Genomic DNA, 18,353 nt, shown 5'->3' with positions numbered 1-18,353 from the left:
AAGCGGTTCGTTTTCGAGAGGAGTTTCCTTAACGCTCACTTATCATACCGCACTCCTCGCCAACTGTAAACTACTTTTTATATCTTTTTTAAAGAAATTTAGATGACAGATAAAAGAAGTATCTTTCCCGTTATATCATGAATGAACCGCCCCAAAACCATTCTTTTCCATATTGAATAGAATCATCTTTTTGCAGGTCAATGTGATTCAATCACTCTTCCATAATTGTAGAGGACACCAGGTTTGCCAAAATTCATCTTTCCGTATGTCGCGAAAAAAGCAAGCATGGTATGCCTACACACCTTTTCACTTGGATCCATCCCTACACATGTAGGGAATACAAAAACTGGCTGCCAGACCAACCCACTGGATGGGATTCATCCCTACCCATGTAGGGAATACGACTTCAAAGTGTCCGTCGCCGATCCGAGGTTAAATTCATTCCTACGTATGTAAGGAATACGAAATGATCGTACCGGCATCGAAGTCGGTTAAAGATTCATCCCTACCCATGTAGGGAATACTTCGAAAGTTCCCGGGCTTTTTCTTCCATCTCAGATTCATCCCTACGCATGTAGGGAATACTACTGGCCCATCCATTTGCCTTCCGTCTTGCCGGATTCATCCCTACGCATGTAGGGAATACGATACCAAAATGCTCCATTTGACAGTCGAGTCAGATTCATCCCTACGCATGTAGGGAATACAGGAATGAAGCACGATATATAAAACACTTCATTAAAAATGCATCCTCAAAATCCATTGACTTAGTTCTATTTTCATTCTTTCAAGCATCAAATTCCGTAGGAAGTCCTTCCTCAAAATCATGAAACCAGGAAAAAAATGTCCTGGAATGGTCCTGCTCCTCTAAAATGGCGCAAATCGAATAAATAAATGGCACATTGTCCTTTTCTGTTAAAATCTCCTTCAATGCTTCTTTTACAATTTCCTCATCCCGTATTGGATCCAGAGCCATCCGGTTGATTCTCGTCACCAAAAGCGACTCCATCGCAAGCCGGTCTTCCGGATTTCTCTTGAGCAACTTTTCATACCATTCAATCGCCTGATCAAAATGGCGCAACGCTTCTTCCTGCGTTTTTGCCAGTCGCCCTTGTTCGTTTTCCATATCCGCCAAAGAAGCCATATAAAACGATGGTTCCTTTTCCAGCACCTCTTTGAAAATCGGCGTGGCGACTTGATAGAGTTGCAGTTTTTTCGCGCTTTTCTCATCCGTCAAAAGCGATGCCAAATAATAGGCCGACCGAGCCACATGCTCGCGTTTGTCTTTTCCCGATTTAACCAGTTCCCGCTGGGCGTGATAAGCCGTCTCAAAATGAAAGACCGCCTCCGGCTCCTGTCCTGCGTTCATCGCAATCAACCCCGCGATATAGTGAAACCGGGCCCCAAAGTAATCGCGTTGTCTTGGTTTCATTTCCGGCAGCAAAGCTTTCGCTTTCTTTAAATACGTTTTCGCTTCCTTTGCATACTCCGCGTTTGAAAAGCAATTTGCCACAGACAACAGCAATTCGATTTCGTAACTCGCCAAATCGGTCACGGACGGGTCTTTTTTCTTTTGGTTCTCCATTTCGGTTAAAGCCATTCGATACGTTTCCAGCGCTTTTTCTTCCTGCTCCATTTGCTCGTAGGCGTCTGCCATATTATGATAAATCAGCATTCGTCGCAAAGAACGCCAGTTTTTCGGCACGCATGAATTTGTCAATTCCAGCCCTTTCGCGTACGACCAAAACGATGAATTCATTTTTTCCTCGAACGAGTACAAATCCGCTTGCAAAAGCACAAAGTCCATCCGATCCAGCCCATCCAAACCTTCTTCGCGAATCGTTTCCAGACGTTCCAGCGCACGATGGACATCGCCCGTTTCCCCATCCAGCGCCGCCAACGTTAATTTGACTTTGTCCGTTGGCTCGATCGTTTCCAAAAGCGAACGAGCCTCTTTTGTTTTCCCCAAAGCGAACAAACATTTCGCGCGCTCTAAATCAAACGCAGTTCCTTCTCCTTCGTGTTCCAGACATACCTTCATCGCCTCTTCAAAGCGGTATAGCCCACGCAAAGCGCGTATTTTTAACAGCGCTTCCTCCCCATCGTTTTCATGAAAACCGGAAAGTAGCGCGTCCGCCCGCTCAAAATGCAGCGCGTCCAATTCTTTTTTGATTTTCTCTTTTTCATCCATAATTGTATTATACAAAAAAGTATTGAGCCAATGGTACTTCACCTTCACATTCCCCATAAAATTGATTTATTTTCTTATCCCAAATTGTATATTGGCGAAGAGTTTCCCAATAAAAAAAGAAAAAAGACCGTCATCCGGCCTTTTCCCAAGATAAAACAAGAGTTGCGTCCTTTGCCACCGCAAAGGAATAAATTATTTACGACCCTATAATATTCGTTTTTTTAAAAAAATTCAAGCGCTTTCAAAAAAGTCACGGAATTCAGTGACAAATCCCGTGATTTTTATTTTTTACTTCCAAAACATCAGCTTTCGTTCTTCTTTGCGCACCTCGTGCTTCGCGAAATGAACGATCAGTTTAACCAGTCCGGAAACCGCCAGACCGATGCCGGCGCCAATCAGCGCGCCTTTCGCGATTTTCTCGATTCGCTCCTTGCGCACGGCCTCCTCGTCAACCGGATAGTCTTTTGCCGTCACTTCAAACGGCATCGCCTGCTCGTTGACCATCTTCTGCGCGAAAATATTGATCGCTGTCTGCGGTTCCATCCCCAAGTCCTCGCACACTTCGTCAAATTTCGTTTTTAATTCCTTATTCATTTCCAAATCCATATTCGTCTTTTCCATATTGATCTACCTCCACAATATTGTGTTGCTAAGAGCATTGTAACACGAACCCGCCATGACTTCGAGTCGAAGACGTTCTTCTATTCGCAAGACGAAACGATTTTATAGTAGGCCCTTGCCGTGATCCAGTAAATCAAAATGTACAAGACGCTAAAAATCAGGAAGCAAGCCAGCGTCGTGAGGACAAACACTTTCATATCCGACAGTAACAGCAGCCGCAACAGCTTGGAAATGATCGGGAACGCGAAACAAATATGGACGCCCGCCACGATTAGCGGCAAAAAGAACACCGTGATGACTTGCGTGCGAATCGTCTTCTTTACCTGCTTCTCGTCCAAGCCGACCTTTTTCATAATGTCGTACCGCTTCTGGTCCTCGTACCCCTCGCTGATCTGCTTATAATACATGATCAAAATCGTCGCCATGATAAACAACAAACTCAGGAACACGCCAATGAACAGGAACCCCGCGTACAGCGCCCGCATTTGCTGGAACGTCTCCACCTTGCTTTGCGCGTAGTACGACGAGATTGTCGCCCCCTCAAACGCGTTGGCCAGCCCTTTCATTAAATCGTTCGACGGGATGTCCTTGTTCTCGCTGTCCAATCCGGTCCGGTACTGAAAAGACGTCGTATAGTCCGGATACACTTGCCTGGCCGCCGCTGTCGCCTCGTCCTTGACTCGCAACAAGGCTTCCCGGGAAGGAACGACGATCAAGTACGTGTTGTTGACGATCGCATCGTTTGGATTGTTTTCCGAAAACGAGTCCAGCTCCTTCGCCTTGTATTCGGTTCCCAGCAAATGCATCGAGTCAAATCCGTACTTCTCCCGCATGCCGTACACGAGCACCTCGTCGGGCCCCAGTTTCACATCGGTATTTTCCAGCGCGTTGTAGTCATCCAGCGCGATAAAATCCGCGTACACCGCGTCCTGACCAAACGACACGTCGTCCAGCCGGTTTCCTTCTTTCTCCATCGGAATCTCGAACACCGAATACCCCGTCTGGCGCGTTGGATGGATACCCGAGTCTTTCACAAACGCGTCCATACGCGCCGCGATATCCGGGTTTTCATCCATCGCGTCGTAACGCACCGTCACGTTATAATCGTGACCGATTCCGCTTTCTACCGCAGCCACCATGCCCGTCCACAACGAGATCGTCGTCGACAGCATGACGAGCACCATCGTCGAAAGAATGCAAATGTTGCCCAGCGACACCGCGTTTTGCTTCATGCGGAATTTCATATTCGACACGCTTAAAAAGTGGTCGATCTTGTAGTAGTAGCGCTTGTTTTTCTCCAGCGCCTTCAGCAAGGTGATGCTACCGCTCGTAAACAGCAAATACGTGCCGATGATGACGCAAATGACCGCCACGAAAAACAACAGCATCGCCATGATCGGATTTGTGATCGTCAACGAAATCGCGTATCCGGTCGCCAGCAGCACGATGCCCAAAATCGTGATCACCAGCTTGGATTTTGGCTCCTTCTCCGCCATCGAGCCCGAATGAAGCAGCTCGATCGGATTGGCCAGCCGCACCTGCAACAAAGCGTACACGAACATCGCCACATACACGATGCCGACATAAAGCACCGTTTCCTGGATTCCCTTGACGGAAATGGAAAAGCCCAGCGGCACTTCCGTGCCCAGCATCTTGATGACTACAAGAAACAGCAGCTTGTCCAACAGCATGCCTGCCAGCAATCCGCCTGTCAGCGAGATAGCAAAGCAAAACAACAGCTCGTAAAAGATGACCCGGGCCAAATGCTTCTTTTCCATCCCAAGCACCGAGTACAAGCCAAACTCCTTTTTCCTTCGCTTCAGCAAAAACGAGTTCGTGTAAAACAAGAAGATCAGCAAAAACATCTCGACGACAAACACGCCTAACCCCAGCATCATTTGCATGTCCTGACCGCCCGGCAGCGCTTTCAGCCCTTTGTTGCTGGCCAGCCCGACAATCATATACAGCATCATCGTGGCGAAAACGCTTGTCAGCAAAAACGGGATGTACACCTTTTTGTTTTTGACAAGGTTCTGCCACGCCATCTTTAAATAAAACGCCTTAGACATGACGACCGTCCTCTCTGGACAGCAGCGACAGCGTGTCCGAAATCGCCTCGTACATACCCTCGCGCGACTTGTCGCCCCGGTAGATTTGATGGAACACCGTGCCGTCCTTGATAAACAGCACCCGTTTGGCGTGGCTGGCCGCCTTGACCGAATGCGTCACCATCAAAATCGTCTGCCCCGCCTCGTTGATGCGTTGAAACAGCATCAGCAGCTCTTCCGTGCTGCGCGAATCCAACGCACCCGTCGGCTCGTCGGCCAGGATGAGCTCGGGCTTTGTAATGAGCGCCCGGGCGATGGCGACCCGTTGCTTCTGGCCGCCCGAGCACTCGTACGGAAACTTTTTCATCAAATCCGAAATGCCCAGTTCTTGGGCGAGCGGATCGAGCTTACGCTTCATCGTCCGGTATTTCTCGTTGCTCAGCACAAGCGGCAAAAAGATGTTGTCCTGGTTGTTGAACGTGTCCAGCAAGTTGAAATCCTGAAAAACGAAGCCCAGATGACGGCGGCGAAACGCCGACAGCTTCGAATCCTGGATCGTCGAGATCTCCTGGCCATTCAGCAGAATCGAGCCGCTCGTCGGCCGGTCCAGCGCGGCCAGCACGTTGAGCAGCGTCGTCTTGCCGGCGCCCGACTCGCCCATGATCGCCACGTACTCCCCTTCCTCCACGGTGAAGTTGACATTCGTCAGCGCGTGCACCTGGTTCATTCCAAACCGCGACGTATATGTTTTCTTTAAATTTTTGACTTCCAATAAAGGCATGATCTCATTTCCTCCCTGTATGTGGTTTTATTATAAAAAAAGCCACCCGCAGGCAGCCATCGTTTGTCCTTACAAATCCATCGCGTTTCTTACAGTTTTGTCATTCACGCTCCAGCAGCGCCGGATCAAGCCGCAAAACGACCCGGGTCCCCTCGTTCAACGTCGACTCGATCACAAACGGATGGTGGAGCCGGGCCAGCACCTGCTCGCACAAATACAGCCCCAGCCCGCTCGACTCCTCCTTGTGGACCCGTCCGTTTTCCCCCGTAAAGCCTTTCTCGCGGATGCGTTTCAAATCCGAAGCCGAGATGCCGCAGCCATGGTCCTCGATCACGAGGTCGTATCCGTTGGCGTACATTTCGATCGTCGAGCCCAGCGCCGAGTATTTGATCGCGTTGGACAGCAGCTGCTCCACGACAAACTGCAGCCATTTTTCATCGCTCAACACCTCCAGGCCGGTTGGCGTGAACGAAAGCCGGATCTTCTTGTAAATAAACTCCGTCGAAAACGTCCGGATCGCCGCCCGCAGCATGGAATCGAGCGAAAACATGCGGATGACATAATCGGTCGAGTCGCTTTTCATGCGCAAATACGCCAGCACCATGCCCAAATACCGTTCCAGGGCGAAAATCTGCTTTTTCCAGTCCGCCTCGTTCAAATCGTGGTTGGCCAGCATGAGCCGCATCGCCGAAACCGGCAGCTTCACCTGGTGGATCCACAACGTGAAGTAGTCCGTCAAATCCGTCTTTCGCGCTTCCCCCGCCGCGATCAACTCGTTTTTCTCGCGCGCGATTTGAGCAAACAAGGCACGCAAATCCGGATCCGTCGTCGTCTCTTCCAGCGCGACATTGAGCAAAGAAACATCCAGAAGTTCCCGCCACACATGGTGCGTCTTGTAGTACGCGGCAAAGTCCCTGGCCACGTAGATCGTCAGTGCGACCAGGCACAGTGTCAGGCCGTATCCGTACGCTTCGGGTTCCAGACCGTATAGAAAAAACAGCAAGCCGAAAATGAGCGCGCACGCCCCCGACAGCACGAACAAGCCAAACCGCGCCTTCACGTATTGAGCAAACAGCTTCATACGATGTAGCCGATGCCTTTGCGCGTCTGAACAAAATCGACGATCCCGATGCGTTCCAGTTTTTTGCGCACCCGGTTCACGTTGACGCTCAACGCGTTTTCATCCACGTAGTAGTCGGTTTTCCACAAATACTCCATAAGCTCTTCGCGGGAGACGATCGTGTCCTTTTTCTCCATGAGCAGCCGCAGGATCTTGCCCTCGTTTTTTGTCAGCTCCACGCTTTGCCCGTTGTACGACACGACGTTGTCGCCAATGTTGAACTGCACGTCCTTGTGCGTAAGCAAATCGGTCTTTCCGGAAAAATCGTACGTGCGCCGCAAGATGGCCTGGATCTTGGCGACCAGCACCTGGCTGTCGAATGGCTTGGCGATAAAATCATCCGCGCCCCGGGCGATCGCCATGACGATGTTCATGTTGTCGTTGGCGCTTGAAATGAACACGATCGGCACTTTGGAGTACGTTCGAATTTTCTCCGTCCAGTAAAACCCGTTTTTATAGGGCAGGGAGATGTCCATGAGCACGAGGTCGGCCCCGTAGTCCATCCACGTTTCCACCACTTTGTCGAAATGCACGACCCGCTTCGTATCGTATCCCCATGTCGACAAAAACGAGGCGATCTCGCGGGAAATGATCTCGTCGTCCTCCACAATCAGTATTTTATACATTTAATCCCCTTCCTTCTTCCATTCAAACGTGTAGACCGGCAAATCCTGCGCAACGGCCGGATCGAGCGTCTTCAAGTCGAATGGCGACTCGAACTTGCCAATCGTCGTGTCGATTAGCGAAAAGTCGATTCCCGTATCGCCGATCTTCGTGCACTTCACTTCTTTTTTCACCACCACGTCGTTGGCGTATGTTTTTTCGTCGACGATGCCGCTCACCGCTTTGGACTCGTCGAGCACGAACTCGTACACGTCCGACACGATTTGCTCTTTGGATTTCGTCTTTTTCGAATAGTCGCCCGCCATTTCCTTTTTCAGCGTGAATGTCAGCACCGTCTTTTCGCCTTTGTTTTCCCGGCTGGAATCAAAATACTTGTCGCTAAGCAGCGAAAGGTCCTCCTTGATGGGCGAGCGGGCCGCGTCGTATTGTTTCAGGACATCGGCCTGCACGTAGTACGTCACGATGTCACGTCCGTCCACGGGCTCGACGATAAAAATATCCTGCGTCTTTTTGCCTGTCTTTTCGACTCGCGTCAGCGTTTCCTCGTTGGAATCGTACGTTTCAATCATATAGACCGTGTCTTCCTTGATCGCGTCCTGCTCCCGGATCGTCGTCTTGACTTGCTCGTTTTCCACCAGCTTTGTGTCCATCGTCCACGAGCGCCACGCGTTGTTGCGCTCGATGGCGTCGTGAAGCGTTAAAAAGTCGCCCGAAAGCGAGCGGGAGCAGCCGCTCAAGCCAAACGCCAGCAAACCGGCCGCGATTGTATATATCCATCTTTTTTTCATATTCTGTTTCTCCGTTCTTTTTTATTTTATCATGTCCGCCAAAGAAATACCGGCGCCATCCCTTACAGTTTCCCAAAGAAAAACACGCCAAAGCGTGTTCTCACCGAATAACTTCGCGCAAGGCGAATCGTCCCGCCTCGTATCCATATACGAACAGGCAGCCGTTGCCAAACCCTTTTTTCAGCTCCTCGGACGGATCCTGAATGGCGCGTAAAAAATTGAAGCACGCCCCGCCATGCGAAACGGCGAGCACGCATTGATGGTCCTCTTTTTCCATAAGTTCCGTCAGCGTGACCACCATGCGGTCGCGCGTCGTGTTGCTCGATTCGCCCCCGAATTGAAGATAGTACGTCTCGCATCGGACCGGATCGTTTTCCGCCAGAAAATCGCTTTCCCCTTCCAGCAATCCGTAGTTGTTTTCCTTTAGCCCTTTCAGGCGCGTGTACGGCAAATCGCACACGAGTTCGAGCGTGTCGCAGCAGCGCTCCGACGTCGACGAGTACGCGTGGTCGAAACGAAAGCCGCGTTCCCGAGGCTTTTTTCCGGCCGCCTTCGCCTGCTCGATGCCCCGTTGTGTCAGGGGCGAGTCGCACCATCCCTGGATCTTGTGCAGCGCGTTGAACAGCGTTTCTCCGTGGCGCATCAAAACAAGTGTCTTTTCCATTGTTGTTTCCTCCGCTTTCAGCATAAAGACCACACGGAAGAAAGACAATGGACGAATCCGGCGATTCGTCCACTTACGTATGCTGCGCCAGCCACCAAAACAAGCCGGCCAGCGCGAGGATGCCGGTGATGACCATCAGCTTTGCGAAAATGGTTGAGCACCGTTCGCTCGTTCCGTTGAGTTTGGCCGCGAACTGCATGCATTGCAGTCCAATCAAAAGAAAAAGCCAGCCGATGCCGCCCAGCACGATCAGGCCGTAAAACGGCACGAAGTCGCTGACGATCTGGATCATGCGCCTTTCATCATCGACGTGATGAACGCCGCCAAAGACAACAGGGACAACGCGATGAGCGCCTTGGAAAACGACGCGTTGTCCTTTAAAAACGAATCGTATTTCGCCATGACTTCCCGCGACTGTTTCAAATACGCGGCTTTTTGCGCCGGAGAGATCCCGTTCATTTTTCTTGTCATCGAATTTCTCCTTTCTGGATTTTATTTTAATTTCATTTTATCGTTCTTTTTTCAATCCACAAGGAAAAACCACTTTAAGAAAAAAAAGAGACCGGAAATGCCAGTCTCTTTTTGTGTTTCAATCGAATCCTTATTTGTAAAGGTTGTAGAACGCTTTCAAGCCAGGGTAACGGGCGATTGCCGTTGCGCCACGTTTGTCGAGTTCGTCCTCGATACGCATCAAACGGTTGTACTTCGCGATCCGGTCTGTACGGGAAAGCGATCCGGTTTTGATTTGTCCGGCGTTCAAACCAACAGCGATGTCGGCGATTGTCGAATCTTCGGTTTCACCCGAACGGTGCGATACGATGCAAGTGTAGTTGTGCTCTTTGGCCAGCTGCATTGCGTCGAATGTTTCTGTCAGCGTACCGATCTGGTTTACTTTGATCAGGATGGCGTTCGCGATACCTTTTTCGATACCTTCTGCCAGGATGGCAGGGTTTGTAACGAACAGGTCGTCACCAACGAGCTGCACTTTGTCGCCAAGACGCTCGGTCATCTTTTTCCATCCGTCCCAGTCGCGTTCGCCAAGTCCGTCTTCGATGGAGATAATTGGATATTTTTCGATCCATGCCGCGTACATGTCGATCATTTCATCCGAAGTTTTGTTTCCTTGTCCGGATTTTGTCAATTCGTACATTCCTGTTTCATGGTTGTGGAATTCCGATGCCGCAACGTCCATCGCGATCATCATGTCTTTTCCTGGTTCGTATCCAGCCGCTTTCATCGCTTCAACGAGCAGTTCCAGTGGTTCTTCGTTTCCGTCTTTGCAGCTAGGGGCGAATCCGCCTTCGTCACCAACGTTTGTGTTGTAGCCTTTGTCCTTCAAAACTTTTTTCAAAGCGTGGAACGTTTCCGCAGCCATACGTACCGCTTCTTTTTCGTTTTTCGCGCCAACAGGCATGATCATGAACTCCTGGAAGTCAACTGTGGAGTCCGCGTGGCTTCCACCGTTGATTACGTTGCACATTGGCACTGGCAGCGTGTTTCCGTTGAATCCGCCAAAGTAGTTGAACAAAGGCATTCCATAGAAGTCAGCGGCAGCGATCGCGCAAGCCATGGAAACACCCAGTGTCGCGTTGGCGCCGAGGTTTTTCTTGAATGGCGTACCATCCAGTTCAAGCATCGTCTTGTCGATCAGGTTTTGATCCCGAACATCCAAACCGATTACGGCTGGCGCGATGATCGTGTTTACATTATTCACGGCTTTCGTCGTTCCTTTTCCCAGGTAACGGCTCTTGTCGCCATCGCGAAGCTCCAACGCTTCCCGTTCGCCTGTACTTGCACCACTTGGTACCATCGCACGTCCGTACGCACCGGATTCCGTCGTCACTTCCACTTCAACCGTTGGATTTCCACGGGAGTCAAGAACCTCGCGTGCATATACATCAGTAATAATAGGCATAATTAAAATATCCTCCTCTAAGCTTTGAGCTAATAAAATATTAACACTCCCCCCCTCTATTTTCAATAAAATTTGGAATCTAAAGCGCTTTCAAGACGCGTTCGATCTCGCTTTTTCCCTCATTGATAAAGACGCACAAAAAACCATTGACGCCCCGTTTTTTCAAACGATCCACCCAGAAAAGACGATCGCACGTCTGGGTGTCGAACAAGCGCATCCGGCAGCCACTGTCGCCTAGGCAAAGCACCTCGCGACCATCCGTTCCTTCCAAGGTGTATTCGTGCTCGTGGCACAGCCGGCAGCCAACCCGCCGGCCATCTTTTTTCAACGTGTTGACTGGACAATGGTTCATGAGCATCAGCCGCCGCTTTTGATACACGCACACAATCACGGGCGCCTTTTGCTCGTAGCGCGCTTCAAACGCGTCCAGCGTCTGCTCGATTTGGTCCAGACGCATCTCGTCGGACAACCCGACTTTTTCATATCCAAGCTCCAGCAGCGCGGCGATCGCGTACGAGTTGGTCACATTCATATCCAAAATGATCTTTCCTTTTCCAAGATGGGTCAGCACGTCGGCTTCCATGGTGTCGATGCGGCCTTTTTTTGCCGTTTCCGGCAGATTTTCCGCGATCCACGTGACGTTTTCCTCCCCCTTCTGGCTCAACGACTCGATTTGGGCCAGCACGACCGGCTCCTCGTTGACGACTGGAAAAAACACATACGGCTTTTGGGGGTGAATGACATATTCGAGCCGCTTGAGGCGCAAATGCTCCAGCGCCTCCTTGCGCAAGTTGTTCATCACTTTAATCGGAAAATAAATGCCGGGCGCCAAATCGTAGTCGATTGCCGTAAAATACGCCCATGAATCGTTGGTTTTGTTAAGTTGTTTTCCAAGGACGGCCGCGTCGGTCGCCTGATTTTTTGCCGCTTCGGCCTTGCCGTGCGATTCGATACGCACCGTGTGCGTCCCGTCGCTGACTTCCAGCGTGAGAGGGTGGCCGACGCCCTGGCAAACCGCTTTGGCCGTGACTCCCACTTGCCGATGGGCGTGTTTCACGCATTCCGCCACTTCCTTGCGATATTTGGCGTCGACGGTCTTTTTGACGACGCTGCCCGGTTTCACGCCTTCGGGGCCGTCAATCGTGATCGTCTGTCCGGCCGCTCCTTGCGCGATGAGGCGGTTGCGTCCGTCGTACATATAATTGACGTGGCAGCCCGTCGACGACCGGTTCGTTTCAAAGCAGATCCCGTCGTTTTGGTTGAGCTCGTGCGTCAGCTCGATCGTGATTTTCTTGTTTCGGACCGCCTTGACTTTCCCGATCGTCAAGCCGTGGTGGTTGCTCGCTTTCATTTCCATGAGCTGGCTGCCCCGTTTTCCGTACGTGTGGCCTTCGGTGAATGTGCGGTTGAATGTCACTTCCAAATGCTCCTCGTCCTCCTGCGTGACGGGCTCGTTTCGAAGCGCCTTTTTGATTGCTTCCACGCTGGCGTACACATACTCCGCCGATTTCATGCGGCCTTCGATTTTCAGCGAAGCCACGCCGGCGTCTTTTAAATCCTGCATATCGTGGATGAGGGAAAGATCGCGGGGCGAAAGCAGGTACATCGGAATCTTGTTGATGTTTTCGCCATCTTCTTTCAAGTAGTACGGCATCCGGCATGGCTGGGCGCACATGCCGCGGTTGCCGCTGCGTTTGTACATAACGCTTGAAAACTGACACTGTCCCGAATAGGAGATGCACAACGCGCCATGCACGAACACTTCGATTTCCATCCCGGTCGCCGCGCACGCTTTGATTTGCTCGAGGGTGCACTCGCGTGCCAGCACGACGCGGCGCACGCCCAGCTTGCGAAGCTGCTCGATTTGGAACGGCGTCGACACGGAAAGCTGAGTCGAGGCATGGACTTCCAGGTCGGGAAGCCGTTTATGGAGCAAATGGATCAAGCCAAGATCCTGCACGATGACAGCGTCCACGTTGATATGGTACAGCGCTTTCGCCATTTCGTAGGCGTGCTCGATTTCGTCCTCGTACAAAATCGTGTTCATCGTGATGTACACTTTCATGCCGATGGTGTGGGCGCGCTCGATGATTTCTTTGGTTTCCTCCAGCGTGAAGCGGTTGGCGAAGGCCCGGGCGCCAAATTCCGGCAAGCCAAAGTAAACCGCGTTGGCGCCGGCGGCGAATGCCGCTTCAAGAGATTCCCGGCTTCCAACCGGAGCAAGTATTTCTGGGTGGTTCATTTTTGTGTAGTTCTCCTTCAATCGTTCAAAAAAAGCACGGTTACCGTGCTTCGTTTTTCTCATAAAACGCCTTGATGGCCTCAAACGTCTGCTGCGAGATCACATGCTCAATGCGGCAGGCGTCTTCCTGCGCGATGTCGCGGGGCACGCCAATCGCTTCCAGCATGCTGGAAAAAAACACGTGCCGCTGGTAGGTTTCCTCGGCGACTTGTTTTCCAAGCTCGCTTAAGCGGATGCACTTGCTGTGGTCCAGTTCGATCAGCTGTTGTTCCACCATCAATTTGACTGCGTGGGAAACGCTCGGTTTCGAATATCCAAGATAACTGGCGACGTCGACGCTGCGCACGACCGGCAGTTGTCCGGACAATACCAAGATCGCTTCAAGATAATCTTCCAATGATTCGCCGTAATGCTGCATCTCAAATTCTCCTGTTCTATCCATCCTTATTTTAGCGGTCGCTAACTGCCTTGTCAATTTCGGGCATCACACAAACGTGGAATGCTCGAACGTGTCGATCAGGCCGGCCGCGTCCATCACGAATCTTCGCTTTTTCGTTTGAAAGCAAAAGAGGATGGAATCCGTTGGCGCGCAGCAATTCATATCGTGGATGATTTCAAAATATCCGGTTTTGCCGTACATTTCCAAATCCGGACCGGTATAGACGAATAGCTTGCTCGCGTTTTCCTCGCACAAACGAACCGCTTTTTGCTCGCGGACGATGTCTTCGCTCATGACTGTCACCTCGTTTCGCTCCTATTGTACAAAAGGCGCCCCGGAAATGGTCGTCATATGCTTTCACGAACCTTATTCGTGGCGAATGGCTTCCAGCGCCGGCACCTTGACCGCCTTGCTGGCCGGATAGTAGCCGGATACCACGCCGATGAGAACGGAAAACAGCAGGGCGAACAACGCCAGCCACCATGGAATGACAGACAGCGGCGTTCCTTCGATGCCAAACAAAAACAAGACTTGCTCACCAAACGACTGGGCGGGCGCCTGGGCGTTGGCGAAAGAGTTCATGACCATGGATAAAACAAAGCTGAGAGCCAGCCCGGCGACGCCGCCAATGAGCCCGATCATGCCGGCCTCCATCAAAAACAGGGCCCGGATGTTTTTCGTAAAGCAGCCCAGCGCCTTCATGATGCCAATTTCCCGGGTCCGCTCGGTGATGGACATGATCATCGTGTTCGTGATGCCGATGGCGGCGACCAGCAGCGAAACCGCGCCAATGCCACCCAGCACCATCTGAATCATCCGGGTCGACTCCTCCATCGACTCGCGCATGCTTTCCATCGAGTTGGTTTGAAAGCCCAGCCCCTGGATTTGTTTTTCGATGTCCGAAACGTTTTCGATGGCGTCGGCTTTGACCATGGCGCCCGAGTAGTTGAACGTGGTGGACGGCTTGCCGGCTTTGCGGTTGGCATCTTTCCACAACGTCTTCATCTCGTTCATGTCGATCAAAAGCCCTTCGCCGGTTTCGTAGCCGATCATGTAGTTTTCCTTCAAACGGCCGGTGACGGTCACGGTTTCCTTGAATTTGTTTTGCTCGTCGACCGCGATAGAAAGGTCGACTTTGGCGTTGAGCGGATCAAAGTACGGATCGGGCAGGTTGTCCTCGTTCATGTTGCCGTTTTCGTCATACAGCATCGAGTAGTAGTCGATCGTGTTGCTGCCGTCCGGCCGGGCCGTGTCTTTGAAGTTGTACGCGAAGCGCTCGCCGGCCAGCGCCTGCTTTTGCGCGCCGGGAATCGGAAGCGTCCCGTCTTTGAGCTCGTAGCCAAACCCTTCGAGCTCGGAAAAGTCGATGCCGACCAGCGGGGCGTACATCGCCTCGTAGCGACCGTTGGAGCCTGTCGAGATCGTGATTGGATAGTCCTGGATCTCGAACTTGCCGCTGGCGGCCTGCACGCCGGGAATGGCTTTGATGCTGTCGAGCGCCGCCTCGTCCAGTTTGGTTTGCGAAGTTGGATCGTAGTTGGGGTAGATCGTGATCATGCGCAAATCGCCCATGCTTTCAAGCATCTTTTTTTGCGAAGCGTCCATCGCGACGCCGATGGATACCATGACGACGATCGACATGCACCCGATCATGACGCCAAGAACGGTTAAGATCGTTCTCGACTTGCGTCGCTTGAGATTGTTGAGGCACATGCGCCAAAGATCGCGGAACGTCATTGTCCGTCATCCTTGTCGTCGTCAAAGTCGAGTTCTTCGACGCTGTCGGCTTGTTTTTTCTTTTTGTGGCGTTTTCGCAAAAGCACAACAGCCACGATGGCTCCGGCCAGCGCGACGACGCCAATCACCCAGCCCCAGGGCGACGAGGGCTCTTCGACTGGCATTTCCATGCCGCCATCCGGCATGACGGGCGCCATTTCCCCGACATTGAGTTCGACTGGAAACTTTTCTTCGACTAGATCCTCGTTCGCGTTTTCATACGAAATCACGATTGTGGCCTTTTGCTGGCCGGGCTTGTCTGGAATCAGGATGACGTCGATCGAGCCGCTGTTTCCTGACTCGATGTTGCCGACGTTTTGCACTTTTTGCAGCGCCGGAACATCGCCTTCGACTTTCACTTCGACATTGCTCAGGGACGATTTCCCTTTGTTCACATAATTGAACGACACGACGCATTCGCTTCCGACAGAAGCCATCTCGGGCAAAACCGGCTCGTTGATGACGAAGCGGTCTTTCAAATACACCGGGATGGAAATTTTTTCCGCCATTGTCTGGTTGACGCGTTCGCCATCTTCCACATAGTCGTAGCGGAAGTTCACGTCCACGACGGCGGATGTGCTTTTTTCGATCGCGAGCGCCTTCATCGTCAAGTCGATCTTTTTCGACTGGCCGGCGCCCAGGCTTTCGAAGTAAAACGTGTTGCTGGAATTGGCGATGGAGAGCCCTTCGCCGGTTTCGAGCGCCACGACGATGTTTTCGGTCGCCAGGGTTTTGGACGTGTTGTAAAACTCGAGGGACAACCCAAACTCCTTGCCCGAATAAATTGGATCCTTGCCGTACGAGTATTTTTTGACGATGAGATTGGGCGCCGCGCTCTTGACGACTTTGGACGAGTAGCCATCGTCCCCTCCGCCAGCGTATCCGCCATCCCATGTCGGGGTGTCGACGGGCGTGTCTGCGGGCTGATCGGGTGTATCGGGCTGCTCGGGCTGCGCTGGTTGCTCGTCGCATTCCTTGATCGCGATAGAAGGCGTCGTATAGCCGATTTGGAGCGCGGAGTAGCCGATTTGAAAGCGGAACTCGTCGCCTTTTCCTTTCCAGACGACGTCTTTGAACACGATTTTGACTTTGAGCGGTTCTTGTTCCTTGCTTAGAAGAATCGCCTGCATCGTTTGTCCGCCGGAAAAGTCGTCGGTGAGCCGCTCGATGTTGAGCGAGTGGATGCTTTGGTTGATTTTGTCGATTTCCTCTTGTTCCAGCGCTTTCTGGGTGCTGACAGCCGGATCGCTGGCTGTGACGACGAGCGTGAACTTCTCGCCTTTTTTCAGCGTTTCGATCGGTTCGCCCTGCTCGTTGACGAGCGAATAGCTGTTGACGGAAAACGCGCTTTGCGCTTTGGCTTCGGGCTTTTCGACCGGATTGGCGGGTTCGATTGTTTCTTGCGCGAAAACGACCGGATTGCCTGCCATGCATGCCGCCAAAAAAAGGGCGGCGAGTTTGTGATTTCTTTTCATATCAAAATTTCCTCTTCTTTTTTCCATTCTTCTTGTACGATTTCCCCGTCATGCAGCGTGACGATGTGGTCGGCGTAAGCGGCCATATCCTTGTCGTGGGTGACGAGAATGAGCGTCTGGTCGTATTCGCGGGCGAACGCGACCATCATTTCCATGACTTCCTTCGTGCTTTTCGAATCCAGATTGCCGGTCGGCTCGTCGGCGAAAACGACTTCGGGCGTGTTGATGAAAGCCCGGGCGATGCCGACTCGCTGCTGCTGGCCGCCTGACATCTGGTTTGGATAGTGGCTCATCCGTTTTTGAAGTCCGACCCGCCGGAGCATGCGCGCGGCTTTTTTGTTCCGCTCTTTCAAGGGGACGCCTGCGAACATGAGCGGCAGCGCGACGTTTTCGAGCGCGCTGAAGTGCGGGAGCAAATCGTAGGACTGGAAGATGAATCCGGAATGTTTCTGGCGGAACGCGGCGAGCTCATTCTCGTCCATTCGCGAAATGATTTGCCCGCAAATTTTCACCCCGCCCCGGGTTGGTTTTTCCAAGCCGGCCAGCTGGTTGAGCAGCGTGCTTTTTCCAGAGCCGGACGGCCCGAAAATGCAGCAGATCTCCCCTTTGCGAATATCAAGGTGAATGTCGCGCAACGCGTACACTTTTTCTTCTCCCATGTCGTAGATCTTGTACAGTTTGCGAACTTGTACGATCTTTGGTGCTTGTTCCATAGTCCATATCCTTTTCTTTTTTAACATCATTGTATCAGAAACAAAAAACAAATTTCTTAAAAATTCCGAAAGATGTCGTTTCCTTCCAAGCGTCTCGTTTGATGTTGCGCCCCTTTTGCCGGACAATGAATGAAAAAGAGGTGAACAACTATGCGACTCAAAAACAAAGTCATTGCCGTCACGGCTTCGACACGAGGCATTGGGTGGGCGATTGTCCAGGCGTGCGCCAAGGAAGGCGCCATTGTCTATATGGCGGTTCGGCGCGTGGAGGACGCGCGCCGGCAGGTCAAGGAACTCAACGAGCAAGGCCGGATCATCAAAGCGATTTACTGTGACGCGTACGATCATCAAACGTATAAAGACATGATCGAAACGATCGTGGAGGAGGAAGGCCGCCTGGATGTGCTCGTCAACAACTTTGGCACGAGCGATCCGCGCAAGGACAAAGACATCGAGCAGACGGACTTTCACGATTTTATTTCAACCATCGACACGAATCTGGCCAGCGTCTACATTCCGTGCCAGGAAGCCATTCGGGCGATGAAAGGAAACGGCTGCGGCAGCCTTATCAACATTTCGTCGATTGGCGGCGTCGTGCCGGATATTTCGCAAGTCGCCTACGGCACGAGCAAGGCGGGTATCAACTACTTGACGAAGCTGATCGCGGTGCAGGCGGCCAAATACAACATCCGCTGCAACGCCATTTGCCCGGGCATGATCGCGACGGACGCGGTCAAGGACAATTTATCCGACGAGTTCAAGACGTTTTTCTTGAAACACATCCCGTTGAACCGGATGGGCAATCCGGATGAGATCGCGGCGCTGGCGGTGTACTTTGCCAGCGACGAATCGGCATACACGACCGGACAAGTCGTCGAGGTGGCGGGAGGCTTTGGCATTCCAACGCCGGTGTTTGGCGATTTGGCTGGCGGCGGTACCAAGCGCTAAGAGCACGT

Annotated in this window: 18 protein-coding genes; 1 reads left to right on the top strand and 17 read right to left on the bottom strand. The window is 51.9% G+C overall.

Going from position 1 to position 18,353, the window contains the following annotated elements:
- Positions 1-787: 787 nt before the first annotated feature.
- The 17 genes from E5336_RS08400 to E5336_RS08320 all read right to left on the bottom strand — a co-directional run bounded on the left by E5336_RS08400 (position 788) and on the right by E5336_RS08320 (position 17,397).
- Positions 788-2,191, bottom strand: a complete 1,404-nt coding sequence (locus E5336_RS08400) for a tetratricopeptide repeat protein (RefSeq protein ID WP_168353614.1) — start codon at positions 2,189-2,191, stop codon at positions 788-790.
- 288 nt (positions 2,192-2,479) lie between these two features.
- Positions 2,480-2,812 (bottom strand): type II toxin-antitoxin system RelB/DinJ family antitoxin, encoded by a 333-nt coding sequence (locus E5336_RS08395; protein WP_135980674.1) that lies wholly within the window; start codon positions 2,810-2,812, stop codon positions 2,480-2,482.
- An 80-nt stretch (positions 2,813-2,892) separates the two neighbouring features.
- Complete coding sequence (locus E5336_RS08390) at positions 2,893-4,881, bottom strand: ABC transporter permease (protein ID WP_135980673.1); 1,989 nt, start codon at positions 4,879-4,881, stop codon at positions 2,893-2,895.
- A complete protein-coding gene (locus tag E5336_RS08385; RefSeq protein WP_135980672.1) occupies positions 4,874-5,641 on the bottom strand; it encodes an ABC transporter ATP-binding protein in 768 nt (255 codons plus the stop codon). The genes E5336_RS08390 and E5336_RS08385 overlap by 8 nt, the downstream gene beginning before the upstream one ends.
- 100 nt (positions 5,642-5,741) lie before the next feature.
- Positions 5,742-6,722 (bottom strand): sensor histidine kinase, encoded by a 981-nt coding sequence (locus tag E5336_RS08380; RefSeq protein WP_135980671.1) that lies wholly within the window; start codon positions 6,720-6,722, stop codon positions 5,742-5,744.
- Positions 6,719-7,387, bottom strand: a complete 669-nt coding sequence (locus tag E5336_RS08375; protein ID WP_135980670.1) for a response regulator transcription factor — start codon at positions 7,385-7,387, stop codon at positions 6,719-6,721. Before E5336_RS08375 ends, E5336_RS08380 begins: the two co-directional genes overlap by 4 nt.
- Entirely contained in the window at positions 7,388-8,173 is a 786-nt protein-coding gene (locus E5336_RS08370) for a hypothetical protein (protein ID WP_135980669.1), read from the bottom strand.
- A gap of 100 nt (positions 8,174-8,273) precedes the next feature.
- Positions 8,274-8,837: a histidine phosphatase family protein gene (locus E5336_RS08365; protein WP_135980668.1), complete on the bottom strand. Its 564-nt coding sequence runs from the start codon at positions 8,835-8,837 to the stop codon at positions 8,274-8,276.
- A 73-nt stretch (positions 8,838-8,910) separates the two neighbouring features.
- Complete coding sequence (locus E5336_RS08360) at positions 8,911-9,129, bottom strand: hypothetical protein (protein ID WP_135980667.1); 219 nt, start codon at positions 9,127-9,129, stop codon at positions 8,911-8,913.
- Complete coding sequence (locus E5336_RS08355) at positions 9,126-9,308, bottom strand: hypothetical protein (protein WP_135980666.1); 183 nt, start codon at positions 9,306-9,308, stop codon at positions 9,126-9,128. The genes E5336_RS08360 and E5336_RS08355 overlap by 4 nt, the downstream gene beginning before the upstream one ends.
- A 130-nt stretch (positions 9,309-9,438) precedes the next feature.
- Positions 9,439-10,752: a phosphopyruvate hydratase gene (eno, locus tag E5336_RS08350; RefSeq protein ID WP_135980665.1), complete on the bottom strand. Its 1,314-nt coding sequence runs from the start codon at positions 10,750-10,752 to the stop codon at positions 9,439-9,441.
- A 79-nt stretch (positions 10,753-10,831) separates the two neighbouring features.
- Positions 10,832-12,994: a peptidase U32 family protein gene (locus tag E5336_RS08345; protein WP_168353613.1), complete on the bottom strand. Its 2,163-nt coding sequence runs from the start codon at positions 12,992-12,994 to the stop codon at positions 10,832-10,834.
- A 40-nt stretch (positions 12,995-13,034) separates the two neighbouring features.
- Positions 13,035-13,412 carry a metal-dependent transcriptional regulator gene (locus tag E5336_RS08340; RefSeq protein ID WP_135980663.1) on the bottom strand — a complete coding sequence of 126 codons (378 nt, stop codon included), beginning with the start codon at positions 13,410-13,412 and terminating at the stop codon, positions 13,035-13,037.
- Between the two features lie 66 nt (positions 13,413-13,478).
- On the bottom strand, positions 13,479-13,727 hold the full coding sequence (locus E5336_RS08335; protein WP_135980662.1) for a hypothetical protein: 249 nt from the start codon (positions 13,725-13,727) through the stop codon (positions 13,479-13,481).
- Positions 13,728-13,799: 72 nt separating this feature from the next.
- Positions 13,800-15,170: an ABC transporter permease gene (locus E5336_RS08330; RefSeq protein ID WP_135980661.1), complete on the bottom strand. Its 1,371-nt coding sequence runs from the start codon at positions 15,168-15,170 to the stop codon at positions 13,800-13,802.
- Complete coding sequence (locus tag E5336_RS08325) at positions 15,167-16,684, bottom strand: COG1361 family protein (RefSeq protein ID WP_135980660.1); 1,518 nt, start codon at positions 16,682-16,684, stop codon at positions 15,167-15,169. Before E5336_RS08325 ends, E5336_RS08330 begins: the two co-directional genes overlap by 4 nt.
- The gene (locus E5336_RS08320) at positions 16,681-17,397 is read right to left on the bottom strand and encodes an ABC transporter ATP-binding protein (protein WP_135980659.1); all 717 of its coding nucleotides are present in this window, start codon (positions 17,395-17,397) and stop codon (positions 16,681-16,683) included. Before E5336_RS08320 ends, E5336_RS08325 begins: the two co-directional genes overlap by 4 nt.
- Positions 17,398-17,547: 150 nt before the next feature.
- On the opposite strand from E5336_RS08320, the gene hdhA reads away from it, so the two are divergent.
- The gene (gene hdhA / locus E5336_RS08315) at positions 17,548-18,345 is read left to right on the top strand and encodes a 7alpha-hydroxysteroid dehydrogenase (RefSeq protein ID WP_135980658.1); all 798 of its coding nucleotides are present in this window, start codon (positions 17,548-17,550) and stop codon (positions 18,343-18,345) included.
- Positions 18,346-18,353: the final 8 nt, after the last annotated feature.

The organism is Dubosiella muris, from assembly GCF_004793885.1.
Lineage (GTDB): Bacteria > Bacillota_I > Bacilli_A > Erysipelotrichales > Erysipelotrichaceae > Dubosiella > Dubosiella muris.
Note: the sequence above shows the minus strand (reverse complement) of the source record. Positions and strands in the feature narration are given on the sequence as shown.